General features: G+C 41.5%; 16 protein-coding genes. 5 read left to right on the top strand and 11 right to left on the bottom strand.

All coding sequences use genetic code 11. From position 1 onward, the window contains the following. Position 1: 1 nt before the first annotated feature. Positions 2–427 (bottom strand): organic hydroperoxide resistance protein, encoded by a 426-nt coding sequence (locus tag HPC41_RS00145; protein WP_172391995.1) that lies wholly within the window; start codon positions 425–427, stop codon positions 2–4. 185 nt (positions 428–612) lie between these two features. On the opposite strand from HPC41_RS00145, the gene HPC41_RS00140 reads away from it, so the two are divergent. After that, a complete protein-coding gene (locus HPC41_RS00140) occupies positions 613–1,527 on the top strand; it encodes a helix-turn-helix domain-containing protein (RefSeq protein WP_172391994.1) in 915 nt (304 codons plus the stop codon). A 93-nt stretch (positions 1,528–1,620) separates the two neighbouring features. Further along, on the top strand, positions 1,621–2,382 hold the full coding sequence (locus HPC41_RS00135; RefSeq protein WP_172391993.1) for an SDR family NAD(P)-dependent oxidoreductase: 762 nt from the start codon (positions 1,621–1,623) through the stop codon (positions 2,380–2,382). Between the two features lie 204 nt (positions 2,383–2,586). On the opposite strand, the gene HPC41_RS00130 is transcribed toward HPC41_RS00135, so the two are convergent. From HPC41_RS00130 to HPC41_RS00085, 10 genes are all read right to left on the bottom strand, one after another. After that, positions 2,587–4,743 (bottom strand): IPT/TIG domain-containing protein, encoded by a 2,157-nt coding sequence (locus tag HPC41_RS00130; protein WP_172391992.1) that lies wholly within the window; start codon positions 4,741–4,743, stop codon positions 2,587–2,589. An 89-nt stretch (positions 4,744–4,832) separates the two neighbouring features. Next, positions 4,833–8,144 (bottom strand): TonB-dependent receptor, encoded by a 3,312-nt coding sequence (locus HPC41_RS00125; RefSeq protein WP_172391991.1) that lies wholly within the window; start codon positions 8,142–8,144, stop codon positions 4,833–4,835. Positions 8,145–8,181: 37 nt separating this feature from the next. Continuing rightward, positions 8,182–9,180, bottom strand: a complete 999-nt coding sequence (locus HPC41_RS00120; protein WP_172391990.1) for a fasciclin domain-containing protein — start codon at positions 9,178–9,180, stop codon at positions 8,182–8,184. A gap of 2 nt (positions 9,181–9,182) precedes the next feature. Beyond that, complete coding sequence (locus tag HPC41_RS00115) at positions 9,183–10,526, bottom strand: fasciclin domain-containing protein (RefSeq protein ID WP_172391989.1); 1,344 nt, start codon at positions 10,524–10,526, stop codon at positions 9,183–9,185. Further along, complete coding sequence (locus tag HPC41_RS00110) at positions 10,516–11,628, bottom strand: fasciclin domain-containing protein (protein ID WP_172391988.1); 1,113 nt, start codon at positions 11,626–11,628, stop codon at positions 10,516–10,518. The genes HPC41_RS00115 and HPC41_RS00110 overlap by 11 nt, the downstream gene beginning before the upstream one ends. A 12-nt stretch (positions 11,629–11,640) precedes the next feature. Then, positions 11,641–12,846: a hypothetical protein gene (locus tag HPC41_RS00105; RefSeq protein ID WP_172391987.1), complete on the bottom strand. Its 1,206-nt coding sequence runs from the start codon at positions 12,844–12,846 to the stop codon at positions 11,641–11,643. Positions 12,847–13,044: 198 nt separating this feature from the next. Further along, the gene (locus HPC41_RS00100; RefSeq protein WP_172391986.1) at positions 13,045–14,778 is read right to left on the bottom strand and encodes a DUF4397 domain-containing protein; all 1,734 of its coding nucleotides are present in this window, start codon (positions 14,776–14,778) and stop codon (positions 13,045–13,047) included. A 4-nt stretch (positions 14,779–14,782) separates the two neighbouring features. Then, complete coding sequence (locus tag HPC41_RS00095; protein WP_172391985.1) at positions 14,783–18,250, bottom strand: TonB-dependent receptor; 3,468 nt, start codon at positions 18,248–18,250, stop codon at positions 14,783–14,785. Positions 18,251–18,380: 130 nt separating this feature from the next. Further along, entirely contained in the window at positions 18,381–19,577 is a 1,197-nt protein-coding gene (locus HPC41_RS00090; RefSeq protein WP_172391984.1) for a FecR family protein, read from the bottom strand. A 60-nt stretch (positions 19,578–19,637) separates the two neighbouring features. Further along, positions 19,638–20,258: an RNA polymerase sigma factor gene (locus HPC41_RS00085; RefSeq protein ID WP_172391983.1), complete on the bottom strand. Its 621-nt coding sequence runs from the start codon at positions 20,256–20,258 to the stop codon at positions 19,638–19,640. A 323-nt stretch (positions 20,259–20,581) separates the two neighbouring features. Here HPC41_RS00085 and HPC41_RS00080 point away from each other — a divergent pair, with 323 nt between their 5' ends. From HPC41_RS00080 to HPC41_RS00070, 3 genes are all read left to right on the top strand, one after another. Next, entirely contained in the window at positions 20,582–21,148 is a 567-nt protein-coding gene (locus HPC41_RS00080; RefSeq protein WP_172391982.1) for a Crp/Fnr family transcriptional regulator, read from the top strand. A gap of 59 nt (positions 21,149–21,207) precedes the next feature. Then, entirely contained in the window at positions 21,208–21,789 is a 582-nt protein-coding gene (locus HPC41_RS00075; protein WP_172391981.1) for an NAD(P)H-dependent oxidoreductase, read from the top strand. A 128-nt stretch (positions 21,790–21,917) separates the two neighbouring features. Beyond that, positions 21,918–23,192, top strand: coding sequence for an adenylosuccinate synthase (locus HPC41_RS00070; protein WP_172391980.1), 1,275 nt, complete (start codon positions 21,918–21,920; stop codon positions 23,190–23,192). The last annotated feature ends 7 nt before the right edge of the window (positions 23,193–23,199 follow it).

Raw genomic sequence — 23,199 nt, 5'->3', positions numbered from 1 at the left:
ATTATTCGTTATTTGACACGGTTAATTTCACATCGATATTACCTCTGGTCGCATTGGAATACGGACATACCTGATGTGCTTTTTCAATCAGTTGTTGTGCTACATCCAAACTAACCGCAGGGATATTGGCATGCAACTCCGCGGCCAGTCCAAAACCACCATTTTCTAATTGACCTATACTCACCTGGGCGGTAACGGTTGTTTCACCTGTTTTTATCTTTTCTTGTCTAATCACCAAATTCAGGGCACTATCAAAGCAAGCAGCATAACCAGCCGCAAAAAGCATTTCTGGGTTTGCATAATCATCATTTGCTCCACCAAGTCCCTTCGGCATACGCACCGCCAAGTCCAATACAGCATTTTCACTTTTTACCTGACCATTTCTTCCTCCTGTGGCTGTAGCGCCGATTGTATATAACGTTTTCATATTTATTTTGTTTTGTTTTTGTTTCTACTACACAAATGTAGATTGAAAAATTATATTGTGCAAAATATAATTGGACTAATGACATTTAAATGAAAATTGTCTGCATTGTCCAAATGAGTAGATCAGGAAACCTGTAAGTGATTCAATAAAAAAAGCTAAATTTGATTCTTGCAAATGTAATTGTTATGAAAACAACTTCAATTGAACAGTTTTACAATGAGATAAACGCGAGTATACCGAAGGAAATCGCGCGTGAGATTGGGCATTTTAATGTGTTTAGTTATGTGGAGCTTGCGGCAAAGTTGAAAGAGAAACCCGTTATGCCTTATAACAAACGAACCTATTACAAAATCAGTCTTATAACAGGAAAGAACACAGCCGAATATGCTGATAAGGTAATCGAAATAGAGGAGTCCGCGTTGGTCTTTGCGACACCGAAAGTACCCTACCATTGGATACCTAGAGACGAAAATCAACAAGGCTATTTTTGCGTTTTTACAGATGATTTTTTAGCAAGAAATAAAAGTGGCGTCATATTAGATGATCTGCCAATCTTTCAGCCCGGCGGGCTTCCTGTTTTCCAAATCACTCCCGAACAGCGCCTTGAAATTGAACACATTTTCAAAAAAATGAATAATGAATTGTCTTCCGATTATGTATTTAAATATGATCTTTTGCGAAATTATGTACTTGAAATTATTCATTATGGGCAAAAATTACAACCGAAAAGCATCAGTAACCCCACGCATAATGCCTCCAGTAGAATTACTTCACTTTTCATCGAATTATTGGAAAGACAGTTCCCTGTAGAATCACCAATGCAACGGTTACAGCTCCGAACAGCAACTGATTTTGCTGAACGTCTCGCGGTTCACGTTAACCATCTGAATAAAATCCTAAAAGACAATACGGGAAAAACAACCACGCATGTAATTAGCGCCAGAATTACGCAGGAGGCAAAAATTCTCCTTAAACAAACAGACTGGAATATTTCCGAGATTGCGTATTCACTCGGTTTTGAAGAAATCGCCCATTTTTCTAATTTCTTTAAAAAGCAGACCAATCTTTCACCAAACAATTTTCGTTCTCAACCGATATAGTTTGAATTTCGCAAATATTCATTTGCTTTTCACAAACTCAACAGATGCCTTTCAAACGAAATTTGTCTTATAAAATTTTAAAAAAAAATAAAAATGGCAAAAAATAAAATCGCTTTAGTAACTGGTGGAAGCCGGGGTTTGGGAAGAAACATGGCAATTAATCTTGCTAAAAAAGGCATCGATGTCATACTGACTTACCATAGCAATAAAGTAGAAGCAGATCATGTCGTCTCTATGATTCAGGCTTTGGGACAACATGCGGCTGCATTTCAATTCAATGCAGGTGATACAAAATCCTTTGATCAGTTTATAGCACAAATAACCGATCATCTCAAAAATCAAACAGGTCAATCAAATTTTGATTTCCTGATCAATAATGCAGGGACGGCATTATATGCCCCTTTTATGGAGACCACGGAGGAACAATTTGATGCGGTATACAATATTCATTATAAAGGAGTCTTTTTCCTAACCCAAAAAGCGCTTCCCTTTATAAATGATGGCGGACGTATTATCAATATCTCCTCAGGCCTTGCCCGTTTTGCTTTTCCCGGTTCTTCGGCTTATGGTTCGATGAAAGGAGCCATCGAAGTTTTGACAAGATATCTTGCCAAAGAACTAGGATCTCGTGGTATTGCGGCGAATGTCGTCGCCCCCGGAGCTATTGAAACAGATTTTGGTGGCGGACATGTGCGCGATAATAAAGAAACCAATGCACATATTGCCAGTGTAACAGCCTTAGGTCGTGCCGGTTTACCCGACGATATCGGTGGAGTTGTTGCCTTCTTGTGTACAGAAGATGCCCGATGGATCAATGGACAACGCATTGAAGTATCCGGTGGTATGAACCTTTAATGCGCATTTCATCAATACGAAGCATATGTCTCGCTACTAAACTAGCAGATAGATGTATACTATTGAAAATTATGGCTTAGATAATAGTTACATCTGCAGTAACAATACTTAACAAAAAAATCCCCGATGCTTATTTTAGATCGTCTTCAAAAAGAACCCTGCTTTTTGAGAACAATCGTAACGCATCGGGGATAGAGAAAAATCTTATTTCAGGAACAATTTTCGAATCGCTTTGTTCGCTACATCCATAAGGTAGACATTGCCCTCTCTGTCCACTACAACATCTTTTACCGACGTAAATTTAGCTGTTGCCAAAGTACCATCCGCATAGCCATAGCTTGTTTTTATCAGGGTTGTTACCTCTTTGGTTGTCATATTGACTTCACGGATAGCATAATTATTGTTATCAGCGACGATTAATCGGTTATTCGGGCCAGAGCTAATTCCACCGATACCATTAAACCTTGCGGCAGTTCCTATGCCATCTCCGTATCCAGCATCCGGATTTCCAACAAATATTACCCCGCGGTTATCACCTGGTTTCACTATTTCAATCCCATTGTTGCTGCTTGTATTCTGATCGGAATAATACAGGTAGCCCTGGTTATCCACAAAGGGTTTGCCCAACACCCAGGATGGTCCCGTTACCCTTGTATAACTTCCAGTGTTATTGACTTTGTTGACCCCCAATCCAAATCCAGCAACCGAGACATACAAATTTCCTGATAAGTCAATACACATGGCTATTGGCGAAAATCCGCTTGCGTGTACTGTACGTTTACCTGAAGGTGTAATTTTAAAGATCTGATTTGCCCGTTGATCGCTGACGTAGATATTATTTTGTTGGTCAATTGCTATTCCTGACGGATAATCAAAAATTGCGTTGGCGCCATCGACCTGCAGGATGGAAACATTCCCTGTAGGCGATACCTTCTTCACTTGTTTATTCTCTGGATCTGTGACGTAGATATAGCCTTGTTGATCAATTGCCATTCCAGCCATGTTATTGCCAAAAGTGGTCATTCCTGGGCCACCTGCCAAGGTCATTATTCCTGCCCTACGGAATGGTCGCGGTGCCAGGGCGTCTTGGCTGCCAACGACAACTTTCACCTGACCTGTTGTTACTCCTTGTGGGGCTTCCAATACTAATTGATTCTCACTAGCACTGCTTACTCGCGTCAAAACTCCGTTAAAATAAACGAGATTTTCTGCCAGATTGGTACTAAAACCAGTTCCCAGGATTGTAACACTCGTCCCGGCCAGACCATTGTCCGGACTCATTGAACGTATCCCCAATGTCTGATCTTTGAACTGTGGGCCTTCGACCGATTGATCATTGACAACAACCTTTACCTTGCCCGATCCGGTCCCCCCTGGAATGGTCAGCTTAATCTGATTTTCGCTAATTGAAGAAATAGCGACCTGCTTTCCATTGATGAATACCTGATTTTCGTCCAATATCTTACTAAATAATAGTCCACTAATCGTCATTTCGGCTCCCTTTGGACCACTTAACGGTGAAACCGCTTCAATGACTGGCTTGCCAACCACTGTAAACACCGGGCCGGAGATCTTCTGTTCATTGATATTGACGGACAAGAGTCCCGTACCCACTCCTGCTGGTGCAACAACGACAATTTTCTCAGGGCTGGATTCCAGGACGGTAGCAATTTTACCATTAAAATCTACCACATTGCCCGAATTCAGCTTCTCGAAGCCTTCTCCTGTCAACGTAACCTTTGTTCCCTCTCCACCAGTGGCTGGTTTAATGCTGCGAATAACCTGATAGGTAAAATTCTGTCCCTGAGACTTTTTCCCGTCTACACGTACTTCCACAGCACCATATCCAGCATCTTCGGGAACTTCAGCAATGATCACCTTATCGGTCACGCTTACTACCAATGCTTTCTTGCCATTAACGTAAACCTCCGCTGGAGTTTCAGTGCTGCCAAATCCCTCACCGTCAATCCGTAATTGGGTACCGAGGGTACCATTCGTCGGAAAAACTTTTGCTATAGACAGGTCCTGATAAGTATACGTGCCCACATCAAAGCTATTGTTACCATATTTCAAGACAACTGTTCCACTTTTATCGCCTTTCGGCACACGTAATACAACCGCTTTAGGAGTCGCACTGATTACGTCTGCCGGATTTCCTGCAATTGTGGCGGTAAATTCAGTTATTGAAGTACCGAATCCCTCTCCTTCAATGGTAACCAAGGTGCCTGCCTTTCCTGAATTAGGATAATAGCTGTTCACTTTCGCTACATCTTTAGTTATCAATTCCTCTTTTTTATTACAGCTGATGAATGCAATCGCCATTGCTATGCATATCATTGTTAGTTTTATTATATTTTTCATGAGCTTAAATTCTTTTCTACACCTTATTTTTTTGAGCTTCCACTCGAATCATTGTTACAATTTAAACTGTTGTCTTGGCGTCTTTTTAATTAGAAAGTATAGCGAATGCCACACTGTATCTGTGCCCTCGAGTTAAAATAATCTATGCTATAAGGCTGGCCCGGATCGCTGAACGTAAATACAGGCCAGCTATCCGCATTTTGGCCTGGAGGAAACAACGTCGGTGTTAATCCTACACTGCTCGTCGAATTAAATGTATTGGGCGAAAAGTATTGAACACCCCATTTTCTATAAATCAGGTTAGTTAAATTCATGATGTCCATTGAAAAGGTAATAAATTGTTTTTTTGACTTCTGAACAAAGAGATCATGCGCAATACGTAAGTCAGCCTGCAGATTCCATGGTGTTCGTCCCATATTTCGTTCTGTGAAGTCTCCTCTACGGGAACTTAAGTATTCGTTGCCGTCAATAAATCGGTTAAAAGCTTCCGCCTGCTGTTGGGCAGACATCCCACTGGCGATATCCTTGAAATAATGGATTGCTTCTGTTGCTCTTGGTATGTATACCAAGCTGACCTGCTGCGGCAGTCCCTGAATACTATTGTTGACAATACCATAGGTGAATGGGCTACCCGATTGAGCACTAAAATATAAGGTAAAACTTGTCCTTCCGGCACTGCGCCATACTTGTTCATAATTTATGCTTGAAACGATACGATGACGTATATCGAAGTTGCTATAGGCCAATTTCGGATTGTTCGGAATTAACGATTGATTGAGCTGCCAATTACTCTCCATAGAATTACGGACCCCATTGCTCAAATCTTTGGACTGACCATAAGTATAGCTCAAAGACGCATTCAACTTTTCTTTGATCCTTTTACCGATCGTCCCTGTGATGCTATACCGATAGCCCTGGCTGGTATTGCTCAACAGATAAACATTTGAAAAACGATTATCTACGGTACCACTGTAAACAGGTTGCTGCTTGCCTACATCATATCCATACCAAAATGGATTATCTTTATTATTTAGCTGCTGAAACAATACATCTTTTATATTTTTTGTATAAATACCTTCCAGTGTGAATTTCCAACCTTCCGCCTGATAGTCTATCCCTAAACTTGACCGTAGAACTTGCGGCAGTACAAAATTATTGTCAACCAAGTCTACCTGTGTCTTACCCGTGCTTGGATCATTGATTATGGCACCGTTTTGTCCAATAAAGTCACCTATCCCATTCGAACTAGGTTTAATGGGATCAGAGCCGGGAGCAAAAGGTTGTTGATCTGCTTTTTGATCAAACGCACCATAACTGTCGCCCGTATTGTAATAAGCATAGGCGAGCCAGGCGAATGGTATACGTCCCGTAAATAATCCGGCCCCTCCTCTTATGACCAACTGCCGGTTGTCCGTTGCTTCCCATCGAAACCCAATGCGGGGAGAAAGCTGGATTTTATTTAAAAATTCATTTTTGAGCCTATTGGCGGGGGTATATGTATAGCTTGTTCCGAAACCGGGATCAGCCCACATATCCTTCACTTTATCGCTTAGCGTTGGCATATCTGGTAGGCTAGCGAAATCTGCTCTAAGCCCAGGGATAATTTGTAAATGATCATTTACACGGATTTCATCCTGAAGATAGAGACTATACATATTGACTGAGAAATCGGCTGCGGGATGATCCAAAATATAGGATCGTGTATTGTCTGTATAATTATAGCTCCCTCTAACACGATAAGGTACATTGGCAACAAAATCGGCAATACTGTTATAATCCACACGACCATTCCAACTGTTGACAAAACCATACCGAATACGATAAAGTTCATTATGTGTACCAAACAAAAACTTGTGTCTACCTTTCGTCCAGTTCAGGTTTGCTGTAATCTCCCATGTCCCTTGTCGCATATTAAAAATACTGGCTTCACGATCAGTTCCGAGATAGATTGTTGTTCCCGGTGTACGTCCCTGAATCTGCACCTGAGGCAAAGAAGGATCACTCAGCGGATCACGGCGGTCATTTACCTGCGTATATCCCAATACAACATTGGAGGAAAGATTGTTACTAAATCTACTTTTTAATTCCGCGACTGTACTCGTTTGGTTATTTTCCTGCTGAAATGCCATCCCACTGAAACGAAAATCTTGTTGATCCCTGTCCATATGTGTCGCTTTGCTGAAGATCGTATTGTTACGGACGGCTAGCTGGTGCAGGGCATTGATATTCCAGTCCAAGCGGTTAAAAAATTTAGTTGAACGTGACCAGTTGGTATAATTATCAGCTGTTCCAATATTAAAAATATCTCCGTAACGCGACTGAGCCGCCGTTTTTATCGCCTCGACATCAGCGTGATCCAGAATATGGGCCGTTTCAACCGTTCCTACACGCAGTTGTGTAGGATCTTGCCGTCGTGTAAACTCTTCATTGCTGAAGAAGAATAATTTATCTTTTATCAACGGAAACCCAATTCGAAATCCCGTTTGATAATCATAAAAATCTTTATTCATTTTCCCAAGCGTTCCCACACGATCTTTCCCTGTTAACGCGGCATTACGTCCATAAGCGTACACCGAACCCTCGACCTGATTCGTTCCGCTCCGTGTTACGGCATTGACAGATCCACCCGTGAAATTTCCTATTTTAACATCGTAAGGCGCTAGATACACTTGCATATCCTGGATGGCATCGATGGATATCGGATTGGTCCGCGTGCTGCTTCCTGCCATTCCAGAAGTACCCGTCTGTCCGCCTAGAGAGGGGCTAAAACCTATTGCATCATTATTGACAGCTCCATCCACCGTCACATTATTGTACCTGAAGTTGGTTCCGCCAAAGCTATTATCCCGGCTTCCCTGTGGTGTCAGTCTAGTCACATCCGTAATCGAACGATTCACTGTCGGCATATTCCGTACCTGTTCACTGCTAATATGACTCCCTGTTCCCACTGTACCGGCCCTAGTTTCCCGCTTTCGCCCCGTTATGACAACCTCACCGAGAGTTTCTGTCCGCTGCTCCAGGATAAAGTCAATTTGCAAAGCTTCTCCCAGGCGTACAAAGATATCCGCTCTATGATCAGCCTGAAGACCTATACTGCTCACATTCACTGTATATGGACCGCCAATACGAATATTGTTCAATGTAAAATGCCCATCTTTATCTGTGGACTGTACATAACGCGTGCCGGTGGGTGTGTGCACGACAGTGACTGTTGCTTTCTCGACAGCGCGTCCGGCACTATTTTGCACCTTACCGACGAGCGCACCTGAGGTTTCCTGTGCCAAAGAAACAACGCCTTGCAAAAGAAGTAAAAAGAGGAAAATTATTCTGAGTGACAATAGCGGATAGGCAATCTTAATTGATCTTCCTATGCATATATTGCCATATTGATATCTATTCATTTCTTGTTTTCCTAAATCGTGAGATAAAACTTTTTTATTATTGTGTAATCTGCAAGCCTTGATCGACAATATGCAGTACTCCATCACCGGTTAATATATCCTGTCTATGCAGCAGAACATCACTGGTATTCCCCAGGCCACGAAGGGCTATACCTGTAAATGATCCAGGGGAATTTACATTGGGAATCAATCTAATTTGAATGCTATTTCCATCCAACATCGTTTGCTTAGATAGGTTTGTGTTACCTGTACTTAAAATGTAATCGTATACAAAGCGGCGATCACGGACGATATGATAGTTGACTAGCTGTTTCAACTCAGCCAGATCTGCGTTATCGACCTCTTGTACAGAAGCGAATCCCAGTTTCGCCATCGCCGCATTCATCGGTGCGAATACAGTATAAGGTCCCTGATTGGCTGTATCGGATAGCACAGCAGATCTTTTGACAGCTCGGGCAAATATGCTGATGCTTGCATCTGCATTGATCGCGTCCACAATCTTATCATGTACATAAGGCGTCATTACACGATCAAGCACCTGTACCAATCCATTGGAAGCCGGCAAATTCTGGGTCAATATACGGGCACCATTTAGCGTGAGCACCGTATCTGCGCCTTTGACCCAATGTGTGGCATAAACTTTACCTTTTCGTGTCTTCAGCTCCTGATTAAATAAAAAGGGTAGTTTATCCAATTCATATTTCCCATCCAACAAATGATAATTGGCGATATCCGCAATGATCGATGCACGCTCAGCTAATATTTCCACGACACTGGCGTATCCTGCTTTGGCGAAAGCATCATCTGACGGTGCAAGTAAGGTATAAGGTCCCTTTCCTGTTTTCAGTTCCTTATCCATATTGCTTACACGCAATGCTGCATTGAATGCCGATAAATTAAAATTATCAGCGACGACAAGATTGACGCTGTTATTGTCGAAGCCAACAGCACTTTCCTCCTTTTTACAGGCGAATGTTAGGCTGCTGATCAACACAAGCATAACATATCTGCCAGCACTAAAATTATATTGTTTCATCTCTATTTAAGTTTAAAACCTTTCGGAACTAACAAATTATCAAGGACATGAATAGGCCCATTGATGGTATTGATATCCGTTTCCACCATATTGACCGGCGCCTGATCTGCATTTTTTATCTTCATCTGGATTTGGTTCGCATTCCGGGAAAAGGCAAATGGCATTTTATAAGCATACTGAACCTGAGCTGAACCGCCTATATTCACATAATAATCGTTTAATAATATGGGATCCAGATCATTACTATAAAACACGGTATTGTTAGACATGGCCATACCATATGATGGATCCACTGTCGCGGCTATCCTTCCCCAATTGCGATGATAGCTGAACAAGGTGTCCATTGGATATGCACCACGGGGCTCAAAGTATAATTCATCATATCTTACATCTCCCCTTTTGGCATTGAACGCTAAAATATCTTGTACACTGTTAAATCCCGCACGTTTAAAGGCATCATCCGTAGGTGCAAATGTTGCAGTCAAGGTCAGATTAGCCTCATCTTGATACATGGGATCACTTTCTGCTATCCAGCCACGGGTATAAGGTGCCCGGGCATCAGGATAATAGCTTAAAAATTCCTCCTTGCTCATTCGATAACCCCATAATGGTTCAATATCGTCCAGCATTTTATCAAAAAATGCCTCCTCCGCCAATCGTTGGGATTCGATAAAAAAGGTAAACCTTCCATCTGCTTTTAATGCATCCAATATGGTCATAGTAGGTTTTTGGACAGATTTATCCATGAGATAGATCCCTCCATCTGTTGCAGCTTCGTAAATTAATTTGCCTACAGATTTACCATTGACAAGCAGATTCCCATCTTTTAGCGCCAGGTAATGTCGGTAATAATACGGATCATAGCGTCGTCCTATAGGTTCCTCGTTATCATAAAAAGGAACACGAAATTTTGAATTTTTCAACATCGAACGAACCATTAAACTATATTTTCCAAGTTTAGCCTGGTCAAGCTCCCCCCAAAAACTATAAAACTGAATAAACTCGCTAAGTTCTTCTATTGTCATTTTTTGGATAGTCTCCGCTGTTATTCCGGCTTGCTTGAGCGCATTGTCAGTTGGAGCCAAAACCGTGACTTTTGTATGAATACCTTGCGCTTTTATAAGTGCTGTGATGTTACTTTTTTGCCAGGCTGCCAAAAACACTTTCGTCTCGCTATGTTTAGCCAGTAATTGACCGATCTCTTGTGTTGCCCCATTTTGATAAGGAACCTGTTCACCTACAATATCAGGCATAAATTCAGTCTTGCGGCAAGAGAAGACCAAGAGTAAGCCCGCAACCCACATCAGCACGATATTTCGGGTGACTTTAATTGATTTATTTTTCATTTTCTTCCTTTTTAATAACCTGATCAGGACTTACCAAGCCTTGATCCAAATCATGTACCACACCATTACTACACAGATAGTCCATTTTAGCCCCGACCGAATAACTTACGTCAGCGAGGATAATTGAATAAAATGTATCGTTACTTCTGAGTTTCATATAGTAACTCATTTTCCAGGTCGGATAGGCCTCATTCGCAAAGTATTCCATGTAATGAATTTTATCTTTCAAATGATATTTGTACGAACCGTTCGAATTAATAATGCTGAATACCTGCGAATCCGAGATGAAAAAATGTTTGTCATACATGATATAGGCACCGAACAACACCTCAGCGCTATATCTTTCGGGCACAGCAACATCCAAAAAACTCATTGTAATCCCCTTCTTTTCCAATGCCTCATTCGTTGGTGCAAACACCGTAAATGGACCTTTTTCAGCAAATTGATCCCACAGTCCAAATTTTTTCAACCCGGCGACAAACACCGTGTATTCTTTTTTATCACTCAACCATTCCTGAATATTTTTTTCAAACTGGGGCTTCATCAGCTTATCAAGCACGTGCAGGACACCGTTGGACAGGACCACGTCCTTGCGGATTGCCTTTGCACCACTGAAAAACAACATATTGGACGGTGAAGTTGCGCCAGGCATGATCGAACCTATGGAAGCGTATAACTCTGACCCCTCAAGAGTTGCATACCGAAAATCAACAGCGTTACTTGGGATATCACTCAGGTAAAGACGGCGGGGAAGAATATGGTAGCCAATAATTCGTCGGAGACTATCTTTATTCATCTTGTCAAAATCAGTCGCCCTAAAGATCCCTATTTCATTAAATGCAAGATCATTAGGAACGAGCACTGTAAATGGACCCGCTCCATTGAGTTCCTCTGCCATCCCTGTTTTTTGGAGCGCAGCGTCGAATAGGCGCATTTCATAATTATTATGAATAAAATCTGCTGCAGGCCGTATATTTTCATTCGGCACAGGCATAGTAAGATTGTCATGTTTACAACCTTGCAGGATAGCAATAAACAGGTATACAAAAAAGCAGCCTATGCACCTGATCTGAGACATCTTATATTTTATATTTCGATTCATTTTTGCTTATGTTTAGTAAATAGGAGGGGCATATTTTCGTTGTATCGTCGTTAAGTATACCCGTCCATTAACAACTTCAATCGTATTGACCGTAGCGAAAGTGCGCGGGTTGTCTTTTCCCGAATGGACATTGACCAATAAATTCGGGAGCAGCGTCCCGTTCTCATTACTTGTTAATCCAATTTTTCCATTCAGAAGACAGTTGAGCACAGCCCAATTGCTTCCTGTATTGCGGTCACTATCGTAAAATGGATTTGTAACTGGATTCATTCCCGGCGCAAAAAAGTCAAACCTTTCCCATATATCTGTTCGAATGCCGTTCGCATGATTACTTGCCCATAATGGGAAGCTCACATAGGGGCTTACAGCACCTGTGCTTGTATTGCGTGTGGTTGTCGCCATAAACTTACCACGGTAGCCTTTTACCGTAGCTGCATAATGGCTCAGCTCTTCCTGGCTTTCATACAGCGACATATACACATTCATTTCATCCTTGATGCCGTGCTTAAAACTCGCGAGTTTGTAATCGTCATCCTTTAGATTGGCATCAGCCTCCCAAAATCCCTTTGCGCTCATATTGTAAAAATTGACGTAGACCAATGAATCTGATAAAGGGAGTTTATGGAAGTTTTCCTGCCGCAATAAAATTCCATGGTCTTTCTTGACGAAATCTTTTTGCAGAAGATGCAATGTATAAACCTCTTTACTTTGCAGGTTAATCACCGTATCTATCAGGATGTCATTTCTTAAGCGTTCTTCCAATTCAAAGAATGGAACTGTATTTTTGGGCCGGTAAGCAAATACAATACGGATCTCTCCAGATGGGATCTGCGCCCAGCTGCTCAGATCAAATCCATTTAACACAGGGCCAACCAGTACATTCTCTTTTCCCGGATATTCTGGATTGCTCAAACTTGTGCTGTTGCCGATATGTGAAGGATAAGGGGGCGCATAAGGATCACGCTTGTCCAAAAAGTCACCTACGATTTCTGCTCCGGTAAATTTTCCGTCAGCCCCAGTTTTTGGATTGATGAGCATACAGAAATAAGGAACCTTATCGTCCTTACTGCCCATAGTCTGCACGTAATTGATGTTATTAAACACCCTGAGGTAAGCAGGCTCAGCGATCTGTGTGTAGTCAATTTTAGTACATGCAGCAAACAAAGCGAGAAAAATACCTAATACGCTTACGCCATGTAATATTCTTTGTCTTTTCATCCGTTTAATTATTTATAAGTGTTGGTCTCATCGGTATAAATGAGCTCGGTTCACTAGATTTGTTTATTCAGTTGTAATGAAGCTATCAGATTTATTTTCCACACAATACTATATTCTAATTAGTGTCCAAGGGCTCATCTGAATACTTCGGATTCGGTTCAATTCCCTATGTGAATGAATAAATCAGGATGGTCTTCCTTACTTATTATGTTTGATAATGATCATTCTAGCTTTCTCGTTAGCAGATACTCCAGTACCGCTTTTTCCAATTAATGCTATGGTATAAATTCCAGGTTCGTGAGCAGGCAATGCTCTTTTGATTTTTGTATAAAGCGATTTATCTGCGATAAAGTCTGTAGACTTCAGTACAGGAATATCTTCGGCCCACACACCGGGAACCACATCAGGCTTGGATCGATAAGCCATAATATCGTAGGGCGGCATCATTGTATTCATATTCGTGTAAGGCATATTTGTCGACGGGATTCCCGGCTGAAGATTCACATTGGAATGATTTCCGATGGGCTGCCCATTTGGAAGCGTAAACGTGATATAAGGGTTACCAATAGATAGATTTAAGAAACGGTTGAAAAAGAAAAACTTAAAGGCCAGTCTACTATACGTTCCATCATCTTCGGTAGGTAAAGGGAGCGTACCGCTGAGATCATTAGCGATCAGTAGCAGCTGAGCCTTTCCATGTTGATCGGGGTATAACCAGATTGTATAATTTTGATTGCTCCGTAATTCCTGATTTAAGGAAGCGATTACATTGCCCGAATTGTCGACCGCCTCGATCGTATACCGTTTCTGGGTAAATACACTGTAGGTGCTCACTTTGCCGAAATCAAGGCCGGAGCCAAGCGTTTTTCCGTCTATCTTAAACCCGATGGATTGGTCTTTGTATGCATTGACTCCCTGTATCCGAAGATAACTTTGGTTCACCGGTGCGGCGATATCCGTAATAATCTGAAATGAATTCTGGTAGACATCCACAGTTTCATCTATTTCATTGGAGATATAGCTAAATTTCTGAGGAGCAACGACAATTGTATATACGCCACCGGGCTGGAAGTCCTGAATGGGCGCATAGACCAGATTCGTTGACTTTGCGTGATTTTCTGGGATAGTAGACGTCGGTAGATCAATCAGACCATATTCATGTCGTTCGGATCCCAATGCAGGAAGCGGTCTCCCATCCTGAAGCAATACCTTGAATTGATAAGTACCGTAAGGCAATTCAACATATTCCGATGTCATTCTGGCAACAGATATTGCATTGGTCTTTGGGCTAACCAGCGCACCGTCGGCATAGGCCAGCGATACCTCTCCGACCAAATTTTCCTGTGGCCCCGTTAATCCGTTGGCTGGATTTTTAATCGGCCCAGCTAGATTCACAATCCTGATCTTGAAATGATCAGGTTTGCTGGGACTGGTTGCAGCCCGCGCTATAGAGACAACCTCAGGCTGACCATTCATGAACGTAGTTGGCAGTAAAAAATAGTCTTTGGGCGTATCATAGCTATTATTTACATGGACTTTAAGATCATGGTCTAGACCAAATCCCGTATAATAACGTGCGGCAAAACTCAATTCAGCCTCATCTCTCTGGTTAAAAAGATCTTGTGGAATACCCCATATTTTCCCCAGGCGTCCATCCGTTGGGAAATAGGATGTCCCCGGATATTTGTGGTTACCCGGGTTTAGCGGATGTAATACCACGAAATTGGTCAAGCTATCACCATTGGCAATAAGTTGGTTGTAGTCAAATAAGTTAATAATTCTCGAATTCGAACTTGGCCTATTTTCGGTTACAGGGCGGTTGTCGGTAATAACGTCCAACTTTTCTTTTTTACAAGCGGAAAAAGAAAGGGAACATACAGCCGAAATTCCTAATAACCACCAATAGCTATTGGCAAATACATTGATTTTCATTGGATTAAAATAAGTTATAGGTAAAACCGATCATAATTTCCGCACCACGTTTGTAGCTCCGGTTGATGTATTCATTTCCATACCATTTCCCGCCGGTTTGTGGATTTGCATACACTGTTTTTATGGCAGGATTCATAATATTCTTTGCATAGCCTTTAAATAAGATTCGTCTATTGAGCTTTTGTGAGAATACAAAATCAAGATAAGGTACAGGTTGTGTATACAGATCAGGCTCCCCTGTCAGATTGATCTGTACCAAGCGTTCGCCCACCATATTGAAGGTCAAGGTCAAATCTGTTCCAGACTTGTCGTTATCATAATTTAACCAAGCATTGATGGAATAAGGAGCTTGCTCAAACAGTGGGCTATTTTTAGGCGTGTACCGGTCAAGGGAACGATTCGCTTCATAACGCTCGGCAGATTTTTTTATCTCACTTTGCGCCAACAATAGGTTGGTACCGAGAAACAGGTTTTTTAAAGGATCATATAAGCTTCCTAAGTTCTTGACGATCTCAAACTCCAGTCCCCAGACTTTACCGACATTAGCATCATTTTGGAATTGAATTGTCGGAAATTCGGGATAAGTGGCGGCCAGACCCTCCGTTTTTAAATTAAAGACTTTGACCAATTGGTTCTCGATACGTTTTCCAAAAGCAGAAATAGCGATCACTTCCCCTTTTGCGGGAAACCATTCCCAACGAAAATCTGCATTTTGTGTATACTGATTTTTCAGATTAGGATTACCTACGACCAACCCCATCTGGAAAGCATCAAATTCAAATACGTTCGTAATTTCTCTCAACTCCGGTCTTGCCAAGGTCGTATTGAAAGCTCCACGAAAATTCATATTATCGTTAAGCGTATAAGTAGCATTTACCGAATAAAAAGGTTTGTAACCCGTTTTATAGACAGAATTTGGATTAATTGGATCCAATGGAATACGTGTTCCATCCGGAGATGTTGCCGTTAGTGCAGGATCTAAAAACACATTAGCTGTATCTACTGCTGACCCGATATTGGTCAGCTCAAACCGTACACCACCCGCTATACGTAGTTGCTCTGCAATTTTAAGATCCAACATACCATAAAGCGCATTCGTCTCGAAATAACCTTTATAGTTATTTGGTGATTTTTGGCTATTGTATAGAAATCCCCCTATAGGCATCATTCCTTCTCCCTGTCCGGCCTTGGGTAGCACAACGCCAACTATTTCATTACTGACCAGGCGATCCAGATTGCCCTGAACATCATACAATGGAATGGATTTATTGCCCGTAAAATTCGATCCTGGCAGAAACAATTGGTTTTCCATGAATTTACGGTCTCTGAACAGGTAGTTAAAGCCCGTCTTTAACGATTGTTTCTGTCCAAACAGCTTAAAAGGAATATTTAAATCCGCTTTTGCATTAAAATTGTCCTCATTTAAATTTCGCCATCTCCGACCATTGGGTTCAGCCTGAATAATGCCATAATTTCCAAATCCGTTGACATAGCCTGATGTGAGTGCATACAGGTGTTCAGAATAGACATAATCATCGCTACCTGCCTGTTCTCCAACAATCGGCCGTCTATACCAGCCTCCGCCCCTGGGGGTGTAATCCACCAGACTTACAAATCTAAAATCCGGATCATTTTGGGTGGATTTTGATGTCGCCACATTATAGCTCAATCGTGGGGAAAATTCATCTTTCAAAAACTTATGTTCACCTTGTAAATTAAACGTATTCAGATTTCGGAAAGTCTGTTTTAAAGAATGAATGGTGCTTCGGACCTCTCCCGGTAATCCGGAATATTCATAACGTCCATTCAGATTAGTTGCGATGGATTCACCACCCCAGCTTCCGAGGTATTGCATGCTGATTTCATGTTGCGGATTAAACCGATAGGTAACACCCACAAGCGTACCATAGTTAAGAGTTTCTGTCCCTGTATTTTCTTGATAGGTCTGATATTTGCCCATAAATAAGCTATTGGGTGTAATATAATTGGGGATATTTCTAAAACTAAATATATCGGGATTGCCTGTGACGACACCTTGGTAGATACTGTATTGTGTCAGTTCGCCTTGATAAGTATCAGAGAACCTTCGGTAATAATTTCCACCGACAACAAGTCCCAACTTGTGTTTACCGAAGACATCGTAGCTATTTCCAAAGGTAGCGGAATACAGTTGATTCATAGGTGCCCGTCGATATCGCGTCGTCATGACAGGATCAAAACTTTTCATAATACCATTGATACGGTTCACTTCCTGATAGCCGGAAGGGCTATAATTGCTATTGGCAATCATATCCTGAATAGAACTGAGTCCATTTGGGTATTGCTTTGAGAGATCCAGGAAATCATTCGACAGGTCTTTTTTATTGATTCGTGTCCCTAATAATCCCATTTCACTATTCCAGAAGCTATTATAGTTACCACCTATACCGATATTCGAATTGAGACCCGTCTGCGCGATAAGTTCGAATGTCATCTTATCAGGTACAGATTTCGTTTTGAGCTCAACGATCCCTGAAGCTGCATCCGCAGGCTTATCTGGCGTGACTGTTTTATATACGGTAATATTATCCAGCAGTGACGCAGGCACGAGATCCAGGGGGATAGCACTGCGGTCAGGATCTGAAGATGCCAGCCGTACCCCATTCAACTGTCCAATCACAGACCGGTCTCCCAGCCCTCTAACGGCAATGTATTTATCATCCGTTACGGTCACTCCAGTAACACGCTGTAGCGCCTGTGTAGTTGTGATACTTCCTGTACGCTCTATCATTTCAGCAGAAATAGCATCCTGTACAATGGATGCACGTTTACGTTCTTCCAGCACGGCCGTTTCTGTATTCGTTTTGCGCCTCGCTTGAACGGTGACCTCCTCCAGAGCTGTCGCAAGTGGTGCCAAACTAATCGCAAGATTTGCCTGTGCTTCTTTTATCTCCAGTTCCCTTGTCTGATAGCCTAAATACGAAACAACCAATGTTGCTGGAATTCTGGCAACCGTTAAGGAGAAGTTTCCATTGGCATCGGAATTTGTTCCGCCCGAGGTTCCCTTGACACGGATGGACACACTGGCCAGCGCGCGCTTTGTTTCCTGGTCGGTTACCCGCCCCGAAAGGAGCTGTTGCTGTAAAATAGAAGCCGCTTTGTTGGAACCCGAAGGCGCAGCCGTCACAACAACCAATTTATTTTTCACGACATAACCAAAAGGCTGTCCTGCAAAACAGGTCGCTAACGCCTCCTCCACGGTCGCATTTTTGAGGCTTATATTAATGGTTTTCGCTCGATTAAATAAGCCATTATCATAAAAAAAATCATAGCCGCTCTGCTGCCTTATTTCTTTTAAAATAGTTGGGATATTGCTATTTTGCCTGTTGAGTGTAATCCGTTGACCATAAGTAAACGCACTGACTTTCACCAACAAACAAGTTAAAAATACCATGGTGATTTTCATAACACGCATGCATTGATAAAAACTCATATATTTGTTGTTGTTAATATTATTTGATGATTATTGAATCGCAACGTTATCGATAAGCTTAACACATTGACCAAGGGTGTTACCAGCACCTTTGGTTGTTTTCGTTTAGCTTATCGCATGATCAGATAGGTCAATCTATCACAATAAGCCTCCTTCCATTTAGTTTTAATTTTACTTTTCCAGTGATTTCTAACATATCAATGATGGTAGACAAGGGTTGAGAACGTGATACCATACCATCAAATCTGAGTTTTTCGAGTCGTTGTGGGCATTCCACATCCACGTTGTACCACCTTGAAATCTTACGTAGTAAACTACTCAACTCTTCACCTTTAAATACAAAATCGCCCTGTGTCCATGACACATCTTGCGAACTATCCGTATTATCTATACGCAAACGCTCACTTAACAATGACCTTTGTCCAGGTTTCAATAAAACAGATTCATTCCTTTTTAAAGAAGTGACACGCACACTGCCTTCCAGCAACGTTGTCGTGGTATAAGGTTCATCGGGATAAGCATTGACATTGAAATGAGTGCCAAGTACTTCAATTTTTTGTTCTGCTGTTTCCACATAAAAAGGAATCCGTTTTCCATCCGTTCCCCGATCCATCTTGGCGACTTCAAAATAAATTTCACCCGTCATACGCACAGTTCGGGCATTTTGAGCAAACTTCAATGGATAAGTCAATGTTGAATTTGCATTCAGAAAAGCTTTGGATCCATCGGGTAGAATAACCTGATATTGATTGCCCCGATTGGTTGTAATTTTATTGACCGCAGCAGTGGCCACAGCATCCTGCTCAACGGCTCGATAGACCAACTCACCGTCTTTGTTCTTTTGTATCTCTACACCACCTTGGAGCGCCACAACACTCCCCCTGCGAATATCTGCCAAAGAAATTACTGAGCCATCTTTTAACGTAAGTACTGCGGCATCTTTTCCTGGAGAACCAACCTGTTGGACTATTGCTTTTGTTTCCTTAGGAGCTTGTTGCCGGAATAAAAACAGTGAAATTGCCCCCACAGCAAATAAGGCGGCTGCAATTTTAAACCAGACCATTTTACCAATTTTCTTAAAACGGTGCTGGTCAGAACGCTTTTTTATCTGTTGCTGTAAGCGGAAATAATTTGCCTGCATGGATTCTTCACCGGAATAATAGCCCAATGCCAGGATAGTCGCCTTTAACTCTCCAATGGACTGTTGATGTTCCGGATATTTTTGCAGCCATTTTTCCCATTTCTCGATGTCCTCTTTATCCGTTCTCTTGCAATAGTTAATAAAAGATTCATCTTGCAATAAAGCCTGTAAATTAAGTTCGTCCATTCTGCTCTAATTGTAATTTATCCAATAGAGCAAGAGGAATCATTTTTTCACTACTTATTTTTAAGAAAAAATCAACAAAAATGAAGAAAGCAGTCCTACGGCCACTTTAAGAAAGATTTCTTGTTCATTGGACAGATTATTTTTGATCTTTTCCAGCGATTTATAGATGGTATTATAAATGGTATGAATAGAAACTTGATTTGCATCGGCGATCTCCTGACAGGAAAGATCCAGAAAAAAGCGCTGATAAATTACCAGACGTTGTTTTGCGCCCAGCTGTTCCAGATGTTCTTGTACCAACTGCGCAACAGTATCTGTTGTTACCGTACGAATATATTGTTCTTCGACAGATTGATGGACTGCTGGATCATGTGCTTCTTCTGAAAAATCCAGATCCGCTAGTTGCAGCATTTCCTTGCGAAAGAGCTTTCGAAAGAACACGGTGATAATATAATTGTGATGATTTTGTATTTGTCGATTGCCTGTTTTTTTCTCCCACAGATGTAAGAACACATCATTGATACTATCCTGAATGCGCTGCATCGACATTTTTTTCTTCAGCCCCAAATACGAAAGATAATGGTAATAGTGTTTATATAAAATATAAAATGACTCTTCACATTCATCTTCCACAAATTGGTCCCAAGCATTCCTTAAATCTTTTCCGGTTAGTGCAAACATGATCTCCTGGTAACGATGACTTTGAACAAAAGAACAAAAGTCTTATTAACAAGAGATTAAGCCAAGATGAAGAATAAGGAAATTGTACCTATTAGCGAAGGAAGAAACTGATCAATAAACCACATAATAAGTCATGGATAGAAATTCCTTCATTGCAGACAGACTTACCGCTCTCACTTATCATGTCAATTATTCCATCCTATCTCAGGAATATTGAGGGTGTGATTGAACACAGTTAGTATCATCTAGGGCAAATTGCCCTGATTAAGAAAATGATCAGATAATAAATCGCATATTGAGAAATTTAGCTAAGTTTGATGCCAATGATAGCAGCTTACTTTCAGTCTTTGGGACTCTTCGATCGGGAAGAAATTACCCAGATCGTTCAGCTTTTTGAATATAAAAAACTCAACAAGAATGATTTTTTTGTGAAAGAAAATCAACCATGTAACGAAGTTGCTTTCATTGCATCCGGAATCTTCCGCTCGTATTACAACTCCTCAAATGCTGAAGATGTTACCTATTGTTTCCGATTTCCCAACAGCTTAATCGCAGCTTACTCTTCTTTTATCACAGGAGGTCCAAGTGTTGAGAGCATGCAGGCCATTTCACCTGCTGAACTTTGGGTCATCAAAAAAAGTGCTATTGACAAACTTGCAGCTGAAAGTCTAGTCTGGACAAAATACCTCAGGATGATTGCTGAACAGCAATATCTGGAACTCGAAAAACGTATCTTTCAATTGCAGAAAGAAACTGCATTGCAACGCTATACGGTCCTACTTCGGGATCAGCCGGAATTTGTCCGACAAATACCATTACAGTATTTATCGTCCTACCTGGGCATCACACAACGGCATTTAAGCCGGATCCGCAATGAGATTACTTTTTAGACATTTGTCCTATAATTCAAGTACCAGTACCTCTACTTTTGTGTTATCAGAAGAATAACATGAAAAAGAGAATACTTATCATCAACGGTCACCCCAATAGGGAATCCTTCAATTTTGGTATTGCCGCAGCTTATAAAGAAGGCGCCAAAGAATCTGGAGCGGAAGTTCGCTCGATTAACATTGCAGATTTGAATTTTAATCCCAATCTCCAGTTTGGATACCAGAAGCGGACAGAGCTCGAACCAGATCTCCTGCAAGCCTGGGAAGATATCCTATGGGCCGAACATTTAGTTTGGGTACACCCTGTATGGTGGGGTGGTCTTCCGGCGATTATGAAAGGTTTTATCGATAGACTCTTTCTACCTGGCTTTGCTTTCCAGTACCGTGAAAACTCGCTTTTTTGGGACAAATTACTCAAAGGGAAATCCGCCAGAATTATAACGACCCTAGATCAGCCCGGTTGGTATTATGCCCTTATCTACGGTAGGCCCAGTGTCAATCAGCTCAAAAGATCAACCTTGCAATTTTGTGGCATATCACCTGTGAAAGTGACTTATCTTGGTATTATAAAAACGTCCGATGCGACAAAGCGGGATAAATGGTTATATAAAATCAAACAGCTCGGAAAAAGACAAGGTTAAAAACTGACCCGGTTCTCTTTGCTCAATTTTTCAGGAATAAACATAAGCGTCTGTTTTTTTGTCAAATGGCAATTGTACCCTTCCTGTTATCCCCTAGCTTTGATCCATTAATTCAACACAATAGTAAAATGGATATTTTAATTGGACTCCAGTGGGGAGATGAAGGAAAAGGAAAGATCATTGATCTGATCAGCCGTGAGTATGACATTATTGCCCGGTTTAATGGTGGTGCAAACGCTGGGCATAGCATTTACCACAATGATAAACGGATTACGCTGAAATTACTGCCCTCGGGAATCTTTTATCCCCATATCAAAAATATTATCGGTACCGGCGTGGTGATCGATCCAGTTGCACTCCAGGCGGAAGTGGAACAGCTTCAAGACTGTCTGTCTGACGCTAATTTAATCCACCGGATCCTGCTATCGGTGAAGGCTCATCTTGTGTTGCCAACCTACAAGTACTGGGATATGTATTTCGAAGAATCACCGGAATACCGTACTATTGGAACAACAAAAAATGGCATTGCACCCACTTACTCCAATAAAATACTTCGGCAGAATGTACGCGTGGAGGATATCTTTTCCAAAGATTTCGAAGCCTATGTTTTCCAAATTTTGAATAAACAGTATGCCGAATTACAGGCTTTGGGGCAGGATATGCCGGCAGTACAAGAATTATATGATAATTTTCTAGAGGCATGTAATTTTTTAAAAAAGCTACAAATTACTGATACAGAAATTTTCATCAATGAAGCACTCAGCAACAATAAAAAAGTATTGGCCGAAGGTGCTCAGGCCACTTTATTGGATATCGATCAAGGCAGCTACCCTTATGTCACTTCCTCAAATACCATCGCGTCCGCAGCATGTGTAGGTTTAGGCGTATCGCCTAAGCTTATCGATAAGATTTATGGTGTTACCAAAGCCTATTGTACACGTGTTGGAAACGGTATATTTCCAACGGAAATCACGGGCTCCCTTGCAGATGAGCTACGTGAAAAAGGTGGTGAATTTGGATCCAATACCAAACGCCCGCGAAGAGTGGGCTGGCTTGATCTTCCCGCATTAAAATATGCTGCCATGTTAAACGGGGTGACCGACCTTGTACTGACAAAGGCAGATATCCTAAATGGCATGTCCGAGGTGCCAATTTGTACAGCATACGAGATAGATGGTGAAACAAGAACCTTAATTGCTCCAACATTTGCAGACAATGTCCCAAAGCCGGTCTGGAAATTTTTAGAAGGATGGGATGCTCCACTGAATAAAATCAACCAGCAGACACAAGTTCCAAAAGCACTGAAACTATTTATCTCCTTTTTGGAGGAGGAATTAAAGATTCCTGTAAAATACCTATCCACTGGACCACAACGGGAAGAATTGATTATCTTAGGTAATTAATACAAAG

Origin of the sequence: Sphingobacterium prati (assembly GCF_013167215.1) — a bacterium.
GTDB lineage: Bacteria > Bacteroidota > Bacteroidia > Sphingobacteriales > Sphingobacteriaceae > Sphingobacterium > Sphingobacterium prati.
The sequence above is the reverse complement of the archived record's forward strand: the minus strand, read 5'-3'. Positions and strand labels throughout refer to the sequence as shown.